Below are 15,327 nucleotides of genomic sequence, written 5' to 3' on the forward strand. Positions count from 1 at the left end.
TCCCTACATGAATTTCATCTGATTTCTGAAAATTCTAATTATCAAAATCTGCTCGGATTTTTTGCTGGCACATCAATTGCGTTATGAGGGTCGTTAGCAAGTAATTTGCAGTTCGCTTTCGATCCAGCAACTGGACAAAAAGCCATCACAAGGAAACCAGAATGAATTCAGTCGTCGATTTTTCTTCGCAGCTACGCGAAGAAGTAAGGGACCAGGCAGCGCCGCAGCGCACGCACATCACCGTGCGTGGCTTGACGAAAACATTTGGCGGCGTACCGGTCTATTCAAATTTCAATCTTGATCTGCCGAAAGGAAAAGTGACCTGCGTATTCGGTCCAAATGGTTGCGGCAAATCGACCTTGATCAACATGATTGCAGGCTTGGTTCCTTATGACGAAGGCGACATTCTGTTCGATGGCAAAACCTTGAAGCAAACAACCATCGGCTATGTCTTTCAGAATTATCGCGAAGCACTCTTCCCTTGGATGCGCGCCATCGACAACATCAAATATCCATTGGAAATCATGGGCATGAGCAAAGCGGATTGCGATGCACGTGTGCAGGAACTGATTGCATCCTTCGATGTGCAATTCGATTTGAATCGCTATCCGTATGAATTCTCTGGTGGTCAGCAACAACTGATTTCCATCATGCGCGCGTTGGCCCCACATCCGGAAGTGCTATTTCTGGATGAGCCCTTCTCTGCTCTCGATTACGAAATGACATTGTTCATACGCGAGAAATTGCAGGAAATTTTTCAGGCGACCGGCGTGACCATGATCGTGGTGTCGCACGATTTGGAAGAAGCGGTTTATCTGGCCGACAACATACTTTTATTGACCAAGCGCCCGACGCGCGTGGCCGACACCGTTGTATTCGACGCGGTACGACCACGCGACATCGCGACCTTATCCAGCGATGCATTTGTACAAACCAAGGCGCGCTGTCTTGATATTTTTCAGAAAGAGGTACGTCGATGAGCGCCGCTACTTTTCCTTCGCTTGCACCAACTGCAATGCGCATAGGCCGTTCGTTGATCGGACCGGTTGCCTTGATCGGTATCTGGTGGCTGGCCAACGATTCGGAATGGGTCAGCAACAAATTGCTGCCTAGCCCGTTCGCAACTTTCGGTTCGCTGTGGGACAGCATCGTATCCGGCTCGATGATGAAAGATCTGGGCGCGACTTTGTATCGCACGCTGTATGCCTTTAGCTTGGCCGCAATATTCGGGATACCAGTCGGCATCGCACTCGGCTCCAACGATCGCATCTATCGCTCGGTGGAATTTCTGGTTGATTTCTTCCGCTCCACACCAGCGACCGCGATGTTCCCGCTGTTCCTTTTGATTTTCGGCATAGGTGATTTCGCCAAGATTGCTGTCGCAGGTTTCTCCGCATGGTTAGTGGTCGTGTTCAACGTTGCCTACGGCGTCATGAATTCACGCAAGACACGCATTCTGGCGGCAAAGGTAATGGGCGCATCCAGATGGCGTGTATTCCGCGATGTGCTGTTCTTCGAATCGCTGCCGCAAACCTTCGTCGGATTGCGTATGGCGGTCTCGCTGGCATTGGTGGTCATCATCGTCGCCGAAATGTTTATCGGCTCCATGAATGGCATGGGCCATCGCATCATCGATGCGCAACAAGTATTCGATTTGCAGCAGATGTATGCGTCGATCCTGATGACCGGCGGTGTCGGTTACGGCTTCAACGTTTTATTCATCGCACTGGAAAAATGGGTAGTGCATTGGGCAGGCCGCTAAGGCTTAACTTTATCTTTGGAGAATCACATGAAGAAACTCGTATTGGCATCCCTGGTCGGCGGTCTGTTGCTCAACACAACAGTCGCAATGGCGCAGGCAAAAATGGAAAAAGTAACCGCATCCTGGCTGCCTATCATGCAGACGATGGCGTACTACGTGGCGCTGGAAGAAAAACTGTTTGAGAAAGCCGGGATTGAAATCAACTCGGTTAAATTTCAAAATCCAAATCAAATCATTGACTCACTTGTTTCCGGTCAAGCCGACTTCGGTCCACCGGGCGCTGCTGCAGGTATCACGGTGCTGGCTGAATCACGCTATCCAGGCACTTTCAAAGTATTCGGCTTGCAAGGTGGCGGCATCAAGGCTGGCATGATCAACGATGGTTTGATCGTATCGAATGCATCGACGATCACATCCTTCAAGGATCTGAAAGGCAAAAGCATAGGCACCTTGCCGGGCATTCAATGGAAGACCATTACGCGCTACATCATTCGTCAAAATGGTCTCGATCCAGACAAGGATGTACAGATCAATGAGATTGCGGTTCCTATGCACATTCCATCTGTTGTCGCAGGTACTGTCGATGCAACACTGTCACTGGAACCGGTAGGCTCGATCGCCGTCGCATCGAAAGAAGCCAAGCGTGCGATGACGAATCCGGTGGCGACGTTTATCGCTGATCCGTTTTACTCGGGCGTATCGGTGCTCTCAACCAAGTTCATGAAAGAGCGCCCAGCCGTCGCCAAAAAAGTGGTTGAAGTATTGGATCAGGCCACCAAGATGGCGAACGAGAATTTTGACAAGTACCGTCCTATCATCGCCAAGTACACCGCGATTCAAGCGGATCAGGTGCAATACGTTGCGCAACCTTATCTGCGCGCCAACAAGGATCTGACCGCGACTGACATCAAATCCTATCAAGCACTGGTCAATGTGTTTGAAAAAGAAGGCGTCTTGAAAGCACCTTTCGATGTGCAAAAGCTTATGTTGAAACCGACCGATTTCAAATAACGACGTAATCGATGCGCGCCTTGAGTGGCGCGCATCGTAAGCATACCCCCCGGCGTCGGGGACAAGTTCACACAGTGTAGAAAAACGCGATGGCATAGCCTCCCCGGGCCGCTGCATTGTCCAAATTTAATTGAAGGAGTAATCGCATGACAACCAAACCATTCCGCGCTGCGGTCGTTCAAACCCTCGCCACACTCGGCGACCTCGACATCAACATCGGCCTGTTGCGCAGCTATACCGAAGAAGCGGTGCGCCAAGGTGCACGCCTGGTCGTTTTCCCTGAATGCATGAACACCGGTTATCTATTCGACTCGGCCGAGCATTGCGCCGAATTGGCAGAGCCGGTCAACGGCCGTTTTGTGCAAGCGATGGCCGACCTGTGTCGCGAATATAATATTTTTATCGCCAGCGGTTTTACCGAAAAAAACGAAGAGAAAAACAAGATCTTCAACACCGGCCTGCTACTTGATCCCAAGGGCGACATCATCGTCCACTATCACAAGCAATTCCTCGCGACCCACGATCAAAACTGGTTTGAACTTGGCGAAAATGGATGTCCCGTCGTCGATACAGAACTGGGACGCATAGGTTTGCTGATCTGCTTCGACGGTCGCATCCCGGAAATCACGCGTAGCCTTGCTTTGCAAGGCGCGGAAATCATCGTCGACATGGCGAACTTCTTTGCGATGGATCAAGCCGACATGTGGGTACCAGCACGCGCCTACGAAAATGGCTTGTGGTTTGTCGCTGCGACGAAAGCCGGCGTCGAGCGCAGCATCTATTATCCAGGCGGCAGCATGATCGTTGCGCCAGACGGCAATGTCGTTGCGAAAATCCCCTATGACACGCATGGTGTCGTCACTGCCGAAATCGATGTGACACGTGCCCAAAATAAATCATGGCATCACGAAGGCGATCGCGTGCTGGATAGACGCCCTGACCTGTATCAACTTATAGGCAAACCGGTCAGCGAAACACCACTGGCCGCGATCCTAGATCAGCCATTGATCCCTGAAAAAACTGTCGCCAAAGCAGCTGCCGTGCAAGCCCATGCAACACAAGAGCTCAATAGTCTGGAAGATGCCTACGACATGATTGATCACACCGCCAAACTCGGTGTAAAAGTCATAGTGGTGCCGCAGCATTTTGGTTGTTCGACATGGCTGCCTAGTCTGGCCGAAGCACATGCAGAAGCGCAGCATACCGATGCGCATATCAAACGCATATCGGCTATCGCCAAACAATATGGCTGCGTAATCGTTTTGCCAGTACTGGAAGCAAAAAGCAGCAAGATAAGCGCCGCGGCAGTGATTATCGGCACCGATGGCGAACTGCTGGGTCGCTATCAGCAAACCCATGTCGAGCCAGAAATGAAAGCCTGGTGTGTGCCCGGCGACCTGCTGCCGGTATTCGATACGCCCTTCGGTCGCATCGGCGTCTTGCTGGGTTACGACGGCATGTTCCCCGAAACCAGCCGCGTGCTCGCGCTACAAGGTGCCGACATGATTGCATGGTGCAGTACATGGCGTCGCCCACATGATCGCGCATTGTTGACTGTGCCTAAAGCAGAAGACAATCGCATATTCCTGATCGCGGCCAATCGCAGTGATTGCCCGTATCCAGGTGGCTCTTTCATCGTACCGCCTAACGGCTTCCCGCAATGGAATCTGGATCTTGCCGCACCCGCTACCGGTCGTCACGGTGCTGTCATGCCGGGCTTCATGAATCTGGCACTCAGTCGCCAAAAATTCATGATTCCGAAAGTGAATATGCTGCGCAACCGTATCGTGTCCAGCTACGAACCGATTACATCGACCACAGGAATCAGCACTGACGCAGTAAAAGTAGCCGCGTAAACGAAAAAAGCGGTGGCATTGCAACTGCAATGCCACCGCTCAATTGAATGAAGAACGCTTTAATTAATCCCGCGGAACATCGCACATTGTCTGAAGGTCTCTTCAGAGTACGGGATCTTTTTGCTCTTGCAGAATTTGGACGTGAGCTTCAACAATTCCTTGATGTCACGTCCGCTCGATTTTGAATACGTGTTGCTCAGAGAATCGATCAACTCATCTGACAGATCGATGTTGAATTGGGTTGCCAAGGATTTCCACAAGCGCACGGCATCTTCTTTGGATGGCGTTTCATACTGTATCGTCGCGATGCAACGCGACAGAATCGCATCGTCCACGTCTTGAATACGGTTGGTCGTCATGAACAACAAGCCGTTGAAATATTCCAGCGTACGCAGGAATTCAGCCACGATCGCATTGTGCTGCAAGTCGTTATCGCGGCAGCGAATGTAAACGTCAGCCTCATCCAGCAACAGAATCGCATCCCAACGCGCAGCGCGCTGCAATATCTGTGACAGATTTTGCTCTACCGATTCCGCCGTAATGCCGAGCTGGCCGGAATGCACTCGATATAAAGGTTTTCCGACAACTTCTGAATACACTTCTGCTGTCAGCGTCTTGCCCAAACCCGGCGCGCCTTTACACAGAATCGTGGTGCCGCCGGATTTACCTTCGACGATATCTTCCATCAAGACCGTCATGTCAGCGGTCAAGATGTCGATCAGATCGCGATGATGCTCGGGCAAGATCAGCTTATCGCGTAGTTCCGGCTTGTATTGATATTCGCTCAGATTCTGTACATGTACCCAGATGTCTTGATGCAGTTCCAGATGGAACATGTACATATAGCAGTGCAGCGGAATTTTTTCGAAGCCGACTTCAAAACCACTCTCGCGCCAGAACGTCGCATCGGCGCTCATTTCAAAACGACGATCCAGATTTTCTTCATCGTTGACGCATTTCGCAATCACGCCATCCTTGATGCGGATCAGATTGAAGCGCGACTTTTCATCCATGATGAAAGCCGACTTGCGCGCAATAAACTGCGCGCCGAACTGAGCTTGATATTTGAGGAAGCGTTTAGACTGTTCTTCGTATTCCTGCTTGAATTCAGCGCACTCTTTAAAGTAGCCCTGGTCGATCAGCAGTTCGGGAATCGTACGATTCGCAATATCGTTGGCGTTGATCACGATCGCATTGGTCATGCCGGAGCGACGCATGCGGTGATCTGGCGACGCCTCTTTGCTGGCGGCCTGCATGGTATTTGCCAACAGATCGATGACGACATACGGCGCGCCTTGATCGGGCACGATGTGACGCAATCTATGCACCAGCCACGGCAACAACACGCCATCTTTATTGCGCTTGTAGAGCCAGCCGTCGATGACATCACGCGAGAAATAAGCAGCCAAACCAGGCACCAACATATCGAGGCTAGGGATTTTGCGCGCTTGCGGCGCACCAAGAATATTGTCTTGCGCTAGCATCTGGAACATCAACGCGCGCTCGTCTTGTGCCTTGCACAAATCGTACAAAGTGTTCAAAGCCGCGGCATCGAACAGGCGGCTAGGAACCAGCATTTTGCCGTGACAAACGCCATGCTCATTGAGCCGGTTTGCCAGCGGCGAGTTGGCTTCTATCATGCCGAGCAAAACGGTTACCAGTGATTCAGGTATTTCAAAATCCATCACAACTCCATGCTAATTTCGTACCGTCGCAAATGAAAACGGCCTCCATCTCTGGAAGCCGCATATCTATTGGTGACCACGGCCGGAATCGATACTTGGCGGCCATTCCTACATGCATCTTCGTCAAAAGCAGCTCTCTGCTTTTTTGGCGAGATCGTCTCCTGGTTCTCCGGCCATCATAAAGCAATAATCTGATCATGTGAAGCCGCGGCCACCCCGCCATACGGACAGGCGACGTGCATATCCGGCCATACTAGATGCAAATCCGGACATCGCAGCAAAACCCGCTGTTTTGTTAAGGCTATTGCTGGCAACTTACCGAATAATCTCGTGATGACAAGGAAGTCCTTATACTAGCCGACCACGCAAATCATTCATGACGGAGTCGTAGTGTCCAAGGGCGTTTTATTTTCAGTCATCAGCTCCGTGCTGTTTGCGACTCTCTATTTTTATTCCACGCTGCTGGTGCCGCTGAATGGCGAAGAAATATTCGGCTGGCGCACGCTGCTGACGATTCCCTTCCTCACAGTATTTATCTGGCGCAGTAATCAGTGGCAGCACGTACACGTGTGGGCGCAAAGAATGCGTCAGCGGCCTTTACTCATTGTTGGCGCACTGGCGACCTCCGCATTTCTCGGCGTGCAGTTGTGGCTCTTCATGTGGGCGCCTTTGCATGGTCGCGCTTTGCAGGTTTCGCTAGGTTATTTTTTGCTGCCCCTGACCATGTTGCTGACCGGTCGCATCGTTTACAAAGAACGTTTATCACGCTGGCAAAATCTGGCTGCGATCTGCGCTGCATTTGGTGTGGCCAATGAGTTGGTTCAGGTCGGCAGCTTCTCGTGGGAAACCATGTTGGTCGCGTTCGGCTATCCGGGATATTTTGTTTTGCGGCAGAAAATTGGCAGCAACAATCTAGGCGGACTTTGGTTTGATATGGCTTTGCTGCTGCCTGCGGGCGTATGGTTTGTGTACGCGGGCACAGTCGGCTTTGCAGGCATAGATGATCATGCAGCGCTTTATTTACTGATTCCTTTGCTGGGAATTTTAAGTGCGGCAGCTTTGATCTTTTATATGGTCGCGAGCCAAACCCTGAGTTTGAGTCTGTTTGGTTTGCTCGGATATGTGGAGCCAGTATTGCTGGTGTTCGTTGCTTTACTGCTGGGCGAACAAATCAAGAGCCACGAATGGTTGACCTATATTCCAATCTGGATGGCCGTCTTTTTGCTGATCATAGAAGGATCGCTGTCTGTTTATTCAAAAGCTGATCGCAGATCTTGAAGTAGTTCTTCCTCGCATGAGGAAGAACTACAAGGCATCACAACAATCTAGAACTGTTCCCACTCCGCGCCTACACCGGCCAGCGCGACATTTCTTTGGTTCGATGTCATTTGCTTGTTCGCTGGCTGCGCGAGCGCCGGTTTTTTGGTCGCTGGCAATGCCGTCGATGCACCACGCTGCAAGGTATTCGCATCGTCCAATTTGAACACGCTGACGACCTGCACCAGGTTACGCGCCTGATCTTGCAATGATTCGGCAGCGGCTGCAGCCTCTTCCACCAGCGCGGCATTTTGTTGTGTGACTTGATCCATTTGCATCACGGCTTGATGAATCTGTTCGATGCCGGCAGTTTGCTCATGTCCAGCCGCAGTAATTTCGCCCATGATATCCGTCACGCGACGTACGCTGGCAACCACTTCCTTCATCGTTGCGCCTGCATCATCGACCAAACGTGCGCCGTCGTTGACCTTGCTGACAGAATCGCCAATCAGATGTTTGATTTCCTTCGCGGCCGCAGCTGAACGTTGTGCCAGCGTGCGCACCTCTGCGGCCACAACCGCAAAGCCGCGACCTTGCTCGCCAGCGCGTGCAGCTTCTACCGCAGCATTCAATGCAAGGATATTGGTTTGGAAAGCGATGCCATCAATCACACCGATGATGTCGACTATCTTTTTGGAGGAATCGTTAATCGAGCCCATGGTTTCCACCACTTGCGAAACGACGTTACCGCCTTTCATCGCGACTTCCGATGCGGTCAATGCCAACTGATTAGCTTGACGTGCGTTGTCTGCGTTTTGTTTAACCGTGCTGTTCAACTCTTCCATCGACGACGCCGTTTCTTCCAGCGAACTGGCTTGCTCTTCAGTACGCGAAGATAAATCGAGATTGCCGCTGGCGATCTGGGTTGACGCAGTAGCGATCGCTTCGGTGCTGAAACGCACTTCGCCGACTATGCGGACCAGGCTGGTATTCATGTCTTTCAAAGCTTGCAACAACTGACCGGTTTCATCTTTCGATTTGATCTCGATGACACTGCTCAAATCGCCGCTGGCAACCGTCTGCGCAATCTTGACTGCCTCGTTCATAGGCTTGGTGATTGAATGCGTGATCCACCACGCAAAGCCAACGCCAAGAATCACAGCGGCGATACCCAGACCAACCATCAAAGCTGTCGCTGAATCGATATGCGCTTTCGCTTGTGCACCGCTTTGTTCAACTATTTTCTTTTGAAGGTCCGCTAAATCGGCAACTGTCTTTTGCACGCGATCAAGTGCAGGCAGAGTTTCATTCAACATGACCTTGATCGCTTCGTCGCGCTCATTGGCGGAAACCATTTTTCCGACTTTGCCAAACGAGGCGACATATTTGCCGCGCAAATCCTTGAACTCCACCATCAGGGATTTGCCCGCGTCGCTTTTGATCAGTTTATCCAGCACGACCACTTCGTCATCAATGATTTTTTTATTATTTTTGATTTCTTCAAATAAAACCGCGACTTTGGCTGGATCGCTTTCAATGAACAATTCCATATTACGACGTGCGTTGGCGCGCATGGTTGCGCCTATGGTCGATACCGCTTCGGCCTTGACCCAATCCGTGTCTATCATTTCGCTATTGATTTTTCCTATGCCGTCAAAGCGCGCCAGGGCCAGCGAAATCAAGATCGCCATCAATACAAAGACCAGCCCAAAGCCCAGACCCAAACGTGTTCCAATTTTTAAATTTTTGATATTCATTTTTCTATTCCTCAACAAAATTCTGATGCTTATTTCGACGATATTTTTCCGACGAGATGGTTAACACTCATTCGTGTGAAATTTCTTGCAGATTTCACCAGTCGCCGCATTTCAAAGCGTATTTCCATTACCATCTATTCTTTGCTGCTCGAATTGCCGCGCACTACTGATGTGCAAACCAAGCACTTACGTTTACACATCATTGATACGCACCAATTTCTGACGGGCAAGCACGACACGCGCACCTTTTTTGTACTACCTTGCACCATGCACTGTTTTAAAAAACACAACGATGCCCTCTGATCGCCCACTCGCAAATACATCATCCGCGCCGACTGTTCTTAGCGTTTCTGCTTTGAACCAAGCGGTATCGCGCATGCTGGAGCGCAGCTTTCCTTTGTCCTGGATATCCGGCGAGATCTCAAACTGCACGCGCGCAGCCTCGGGACATTGGTACTTCACACTGAAAGATGATGCAGCTCAGGTACGTGCCGTGATGTTCCGCGGTCGTGCTCAATACGCAGATTTCATGCCACGCGAAGGTGACAAGGTTGAAGTGCGTGCACTCGTCACGCTGTACGCGCCGCGTGGTGACTATCAGTTAAGTGTGGAAGCAATACGGCGTGCCGGCGTCGGCAATTTGTATGAAGCGTTTTTGCAGTTGAAGGAAAAGCTGGCGGCAGAAGGTTTGTTCGATCCAGATCGTAAGCGCCAGCTACCAAGCTTCGTGCGCACCATCGGTATCGTCACTAGTCCGCAAGCAGCAGCCTTGCGTGACATTTTGACTACGCTAAAACGTCGTGCGCCGCATGTGCGTGTCGTGCTGTACCCAACGCCAGTACAAGGCGAAGGTTCAGCGATGAAAATAGCGCAGGCAATCGCCACCGCTTCAGCGCGTGCCGAATGCGATGTGCTGTTGGTATGTCGCGGTGGCGGCAGTATTGAAGATCTGTGGTCATTCAATCATGAGCTGGTAGCGCGCACCATCGTCGGATGCGACATGCCAGTGATTGTTGGCGTTGGTCATGAAACCGATTTCACGATTGCTGATTTCGCCGCTGACTTACGTGCGCCGACACCGACTGCTGCGGCAGAACTGGCGACCCTGCCGCGTGCAGATTGGCTCGCGCAACTGTCTGGACAAGCGGAAGACATGCGCCGCGCGATGAAGCGCCAATTGTCGGATACAACCCAAACACTGGATTGGCTATCGCGCCGTTTGATCAGCCCTGCGGCTTACATCGGACATGAACGAATGAAGTTGCAAGCGCTGCAAACCCGGCTCGGCCATGCGACGCGTATTCCATTAAGCAAAGCACAATTTGCGCTCGCCCATTTGCGTAATCGCTGGGTCGCGCAATTGCCGGATACACGCGTACATCAATCCAACTTGGTTAATCACGCGCGCCGTCTGACACATCAAATGAATACGCGCATCGCCACACAACGTCAAAACCTGCATGCGCTTTCTGCGCAACTGGAAATGCTCAATCCGCAACGCACGCTGGAACGTGGTTACGCGATTGTGACGAATGAAAAAGGGGAAATCGTGCGCGCGCCGCAAGAACTTCGTCCACAGAAAAATGTGACAGTGCGCTTGGCAGAAGGCTCCGCGCAAATTGGAATTGCCACCGTCCAGCAAACTCTGGATTAAATATTTGGATGAGACTGCATTTCATGCGTCAAGCCATCCAATATCAGAACTTGTCGCGTAAATTCAAATCATCTTGATGCTTGCGCATTGCGTTTCAACTTGCAGATGATCTGGCTATCCGAATTTTGCGCTCACCATCAGGCATCCGTTCAGACGCGTCATGCCACCAATAATAATGAGAACAATTCGCATTAAAAATATATTCATCAAATTCTCAAGATGCTGATGAACATTAGCTCTCCGGCCTATCGTTACTTTATTATTTAGGCTCGCATAAATTGACCTACGTCGTGTGCAAGCAATGCTTAACCGCTTTACAATAAGCCCTTCAAAAAGAATATTTTATTTTTAACTTCACAAAGGACGACCATGGAACATACCCTGCCGGCACTGCCCTATGCGTTGGATGCACTTGCTCCACACATCTCGAAAGAGACTCTTGAATTCCATTACGGTAAGCATCACCAAACCTATGTGACGAATTTGAACAACCTGATCAAAGGTACCGAATTCGAAAACGCATCCCTCGAAGAAATCATCAAAAAATCTTCAGGCGGCGTATTCAACAATGCAGCTCAAGTCTGGAACCACACCTTCTACTGGAACGGTTTGAAGCCAGCAGGCGGCGGCGCACCAACTGGTGCCGTAGCTGACGCGATCAACGCCAAGTGGGGTTCGTTCGACAAGTTCAAAGAAGAATTCACCAAATCATGCGTAACCAACTTCGGCTCCGGCTGGACATGGTTGGTTAAAAAAGCTGACGGCTCGCTCGATCTGGCTAACACTTCAAATGCAGGCTGCCCTTTGACCGGCACTGACAAACCATTGTTGACCTGCGACGTTTGGGAACACGCTTACTACATCGACTACCGCAATGCGCGTCCGAAGTATGTTGAGTCGTTCTGGGCGTTGGTGAACTGGGATTTCGTTGCGAAAAACTTGGCTTAATTTATTTTGAGTAGCACCAAGTATTAATAAAAACGCCTCGATTTATTCGGGGCGTTTTTTTATTTGCAGAACGCGATATATATTGTCATATTAGTACTGCATTCTTCCTTATTCGTTTTCCGCATGTACACATGTGAAAAGTATCGTTTGATCGCATAAGGAATTTTGATATATTCCTTTCCATTCGGTAAGTTACTTAATTGCACTCAGTTGCTTTGAGCCACGCACTGCACCGCATCCTCGAATTTTTACGAAAACATGGAGTAGTTATGTTTAAAAAAGTTGTTTTACTCTCAGCCGTTGCTGCCACCCTGCTATCGGGTGCGGCACAAGCTCAAGACAAACCGATTCTGAATGCGTCGTACGACGTTGCGCGTGAAGTGTTCGCTGCGATCAATCCTAAATTCCAGGCTAAATGGAAAGCCGAAACCGGCCAGGATCTGAAGATCGATCAATCTTTTGCCGGTACTTCACGTCAAGCACAAGACATCATCCAGGGTAAAAAAGTAGATACGGTCACCTTCAATCAAGTGACCGACATCGACATCCTGGCGCAACGCGGCCTGATACGCAAAGACTGGCAAAAAGCCTTTCCCAATAATGCATCGCCTTACTACAGCACCATTTCTTTCCTGGTGCGCAAAGGCAATCCAAAGAACATTAAAACCTGGGATGACCTGGTACGTGACGACGTAAAAGTTGTGTTCCCTAATCCAAAAACTTCGGGCAACGCACGTTACACCTACCTGGGCGCATGGTTGTATGCGAATGAAAAATACAAAGGCGACCAAGCGCAAACCAAGGCATTCGTTGGCAAGCTGCTGCGCAATGTTGTGAACTTCCCTACCGGCGGTCGCGGTGCAACGGTTGCATTTGCTCAAAACAATCAAGGCGATGCATTGCTGACTTTTGAATCGGAAGTGATCAATATTTCCAAGAGCGATGAATTCAAATCCGGTGCTTACGAAGTCGTTACCCCACCAGTTTCAGTCTTGGCTGAGTTCCCGGTTGCTGTGGTCGATAAAGTCGTTGATGAAAAAGGCACACGCAAAGTCGCTACTGCTTATTTGAACTATGAATATTCACGCGAAATCCAATTGCTGCTGACCACCTTCAACTATCGCGTACATCACCCTGATATCGCGAAAGTTGTTGCTGACCGCTATCCTAAAGTGCGTTTGATCGATCCAACCAAAGTACTCGGCACATGGGATCAAATTCAAGCGGCGCATTTTGCGAGCGGCGCGACACTGGATCAATTGCTGGGTCAACGTAACTAAGTAGTTGATCAAGATCGCTGACGACGCAAATTCAAGCTTCAGAATTTAACCTTCGTCAGCATCGTCTTTGTCATTCTGGACGGGTGGTTTACAATGCCGCCATCCATGCGACCATCTGTAACTGGATGGTCGTTTGTTTTTGTGGCATAACGTTTTGCAGTGGCGCCGCACTGCCTCTGAACCCGCACCTATTGTGAATCTGTCTCTCCGCTTCTTCCGCAGTACACCGATCTTGCCGGGCTTTTCTTTAAGCTTCGGTTTCTCGACGCTGTATATCAGTCTGGTTATTCTGCTACCGATCTCGGCATTGCTGGTCTATGTCAGCGGCATGAGCTGGGATCAATACTGGTTTGCGATTACTGATGCGCGCGTGCTGCAGAGTTACAAAGTCACCGCCTTGGGTGCGTTTTATTCCACCGTGATCGTGACCTTCATCGGCTTTCTGCTGGCGTGGATTATTACGCGCTACGACTTCCCTGGACGTCGCCTGATTGATTCACTGGTTGATTTACCGTTTGCGCTGCCAACCTCGGTCGCTGGCGTAACGCTGTCGGTCTTGTTCATGCCTACCGGCTGGCTGGGTCAGTGGTTTGAAATATTCGGCATCAAAATCTCTTATGCATTTCCCGGCATTGTCGTGGCAATGATCTTTACCAGCCTGCCCTTCATCGTGCGTTCAGTACAACCTGTACTCGAAGACATGGAAAAGGAACTGGAAGAAGCCGCGCTGATGCTAGGTGCAAATAAATGGCAAATATTTTGGCGCGTGATTTTACCGACGCTGATCCCCGCCTTGATCACCGGCTCGTCGCAAGCCTTCATCCGCAGCCTCGGTGAGTTCGGCGCGGTCATCATGATCGCCGGGAACATTCCATTCCAGACCGAAGTCACCTCACTGATGTTGTTCGTCCGCCTGCAGGAATATAACTACCCTGCTGCGGCTGCAATTGCATCGGTCGTGCTGTTGGCCTCGTTGACACTGCTGTTCCTGCTGCAAATTGTGCAGAGCCGTTTCTTCAAGAAAGGCTAAGGACATCATCATGGCAAAAGCAATCAAACGTCCTTCAGAACCACATCAATGGATCTTGATCGGTCTCGGCATCACGATGACGATCCTGTTACTGATCGTCCCTCTAGTCCTGATTTTTACGCAGGCATTCAGCGGCGGCTTGCAGCTGCTGTGGCAAAACCTGAATGAAGATTACATGCGGCATGCGTTTGGCTTGACGCTGCTGGCAGCAGTGATGACGGTACCTATCAATCTGGTGTTCGGCATTCTGCTCGCTTGGTGCGTCACGCACTACGATTTTTTCGGCCGACGCTTGTTGATCACACTGGTGGAAATTCCATATGCAACCTCACCTGTGGTTGCCGGCTTCTGCTATCTGGTGGTGTATGGACTCGAAGGCGCTATCGGCAAGTGGTTGTATGCACATGACGTGCAATTGATGTTTGCGTGGCCGGGTATCATCATGGTCACCCTGTTTATTACTGCGCCTTATATCGCGCGCATCCTGATGCCATTAATGCAAAAACAGGGCACAGAAGAAGAAATCGCTGCCTTGTCTTTGGGCGCGACTGGCTGGCTGATTTTCTGGCGTGTGACTTTGCCGAATATCAAATGGGCTTTGTTGTACGGCGCGGTCATCACTAATGCGCGTGCAGTCGGCGAATTCGGCGCGGTGGCCGTGGTATCCGGCACCATCATGAATCAAACCCTGACGCTGCCTCTGCTGGTCGAGCAATTGAATAACGATTACAAGACCGCTGCAGCCTTCACCGCGGCCGCCTTGCTGGCGTGTATGGCCTTGCTGACGCTGATCCTGAAAACCATCATGGAATGGCGTCAGGAAAGACGCGAAGCAGAATCACAAGATGTTGTCACAAGCTAAATAATATTTCGGGATGTGCAGTATTCGGAGTTAATTTCGCGCTGCCGCCCTTCCCCTCCCCAAAATCCACTATCATCGCGCTGCGCTGCAGAACAGCTTGCGGCCAGCATTTCCACTTAGTTAAAACTTTTAGTTTTGACCTCGTTCGCAAGGCGCCTCGCGCGCTCATTGCACCCCGTCGTAAAAAACGAATATGTCTGTCACAACGTCAGTGCATTCCTACAA

Annotated in this window: 12 protein-coding genes; 10 read left to right on the forward strand and 2 right to left on the reverse strand. The window is 50.6% G+C overall.

Annotated elements, in window-relative coordinates; translation table 11 throughout:
• Window positions 1–161 precede the first annotated feature (161 nt).
• The 4 genes from Q7T66_RS05265 to Q7T66_RS05280 all read left to right on the forward strand — a co-directional run bounded on the left by Q7T66_RS05265 (window position 162) and on the right by Q7T66_RS05280 (window position 4,629).
• Window positions 162–980 carry an ABC transporter ATP-binding protein gene (locus Q7T66_RS05265; RefSeq protein WP_304932263.1) on the forward strand — a complete coding sequence of 273 codons (819 nt, stop codon included), beginning with the start codon at window positions 162–164 and terminating at the stop codon, window positions 978–980.
• On the forward strand, window positions 977–1,762 hold the full coding sequence (locus Q7T66_RS05270; RefSeq protein ID WP_304932264.1) for an ABC transporter permease: 786 nt from the start codon (window positions 977–979) through the stop codon (window positions 1,760–1,762). Before Q7T66_RS05265 ends, Q7T66_RS05270 begins: the two co-directional genes overlap by 4 nt.
• A gap of 27 nt (window positions 1,763–1,789) precedes the next feature.
• Window positions 1,790–2,773 (forward strand): ABC transporter substrate-binding protein, encoded by a 984-nt coding sequence (locus Q7T66_RS05275; RefSeq protein ID WP_304932265.1) that lies wholly within the window; start codon window positions 1,790–1,792, stop codon window positions 2,771–2,773.
• Between the two features lie 146 nt (window positions 2,774–2,919).
• Complete coding sequence (locus tag Q7T66_RS05280; protein ID WP_304932266.1) at window positions 2,920–4,629, forward strand: carbon-nitrogen hydrolase family protein; 1,710 nt, start codon at window positions 2,920–2,922, stop codon at window positions 4,627–4,629.
• 59 nt (window positions 4,630–4,688) lie between these two features.
• Here the strand turns inward: Q7T66_RS05280 and Q7T66_RS05285 are convergent, their stop codons facing one another.
• Window positions 4,689–6,314, reverse strand: a complete 1,626-nt coding sequence (locus tag Q7T66_RS05285) for an AAA family ATPase (RefSeq protein ID WP_304932267.1) — start codon at window positions 6,312–6,314, stop codon at window positions 4,689–4,691.
• A gap of 390 nt (window positions 6,315–6,704) precedes the next feature.
• On the opposite strand from Q7T66_RS05285, the gene rarD reads away from it, so the two are divergent.
• On the forward strand, window positions 6,705–7,592 hold the full coding sequence (gene rarD / locus Q7T66_RS05290; RefSeq protein WP_304932268.1) for an EamA family transporter RarD: 888 nt from the start codon (window positions 6,705–6,707) through the stop codon (window positions 7,590–7,592).
• 47 nt (window positions 7,593–7,639) lie between these two features.
• Here the strand turns inward: rarD and Q7T66_RS05295 are convergent, their stop codons facing one another.
• Entirely contained in the window at window positions 7,640–9,328 is a 1,689-nt protein-coding gene (locus Q7T66_RS05295) for a methyl-accepting chemotaxis protein (protein WP_304932269.1), read from the reverse strand.
• A 292-nt stretch (window positions 9,329–9,620) separates the two neighbouring features.
• Between Q7T66_RS05295 and xseA the strand changes: the two genes are divergently transcribed.
• The 5 genes from xseA to cysW all read left to right on the forward strand — a co-directional run bounded on the left by xseA (window position 9,621) and on the right by cysW (window position 15,102).
• A complete protein-coding gene (xseA, locus tag Q7T66_RS05300) occupies window positions 9,621–10,982 on the forward strand; it encodes an exodeoxyribonuclease VII large subunit (protein WP_304932270.1) in 1,362 nt (453 codons plus the stop codon).
• Between the two features lie 369 nt (window positions 10,983–11,351).
• Window positions 11,352–11,930: a superoxide dismutase [Fe] gene (gene sodB, locus Q7T66_RS05305; protein ID WP_304932271.1), complete on the forward strand. Its 579-nt coding sequence runs from the start codon at window positions 11,352–11,354 to the stop codon at window positions 11,928–11,930.
• 269 nt (window positions 11,931–12,199) lie between these two features.
• A complete protein-coding gene (gene cysP / locus Q7T66_RS05310; RefSeq protein WP_304932272.1) occupies window positions 12,200–13,210 on the forward strand; it encodes a thiosulfate ABC transporter substrate-binding protein CysP in 1,011 nt (336 codons plus the stop codon).
• Between the two features lie 193 nt (window positions 13,211–13,403).
• On the forward strand, window positions 13,404–14,240 hold the full coding sequence (gene cysT, locus Q7T66_RS05315) for a sulfate ABC transporter permease subunit CysT (protein ID WP_304932273.1): 837 nt from the start codon (window positions 13,404–13,406) through the stop codon (window positions 14,238–14,240).
• Between the two features lie 10 nt (window positions 14,241–14,250).
• Entirely contained in the window at window positions 14,251–15,102 is an 852-nt protein-coding gene (cysW, locus tag Q7T66_RS05320; RefSeq protein ID WP_304932274.1) for a sulfate ABC transporter permease subunit CysW, read from the forward strand.
• Window positions 15,103–15,327: the final 225 nt, after the last annotated feature.

This window comes from Herminiimonas sp. (assembly GCF_030655415.1).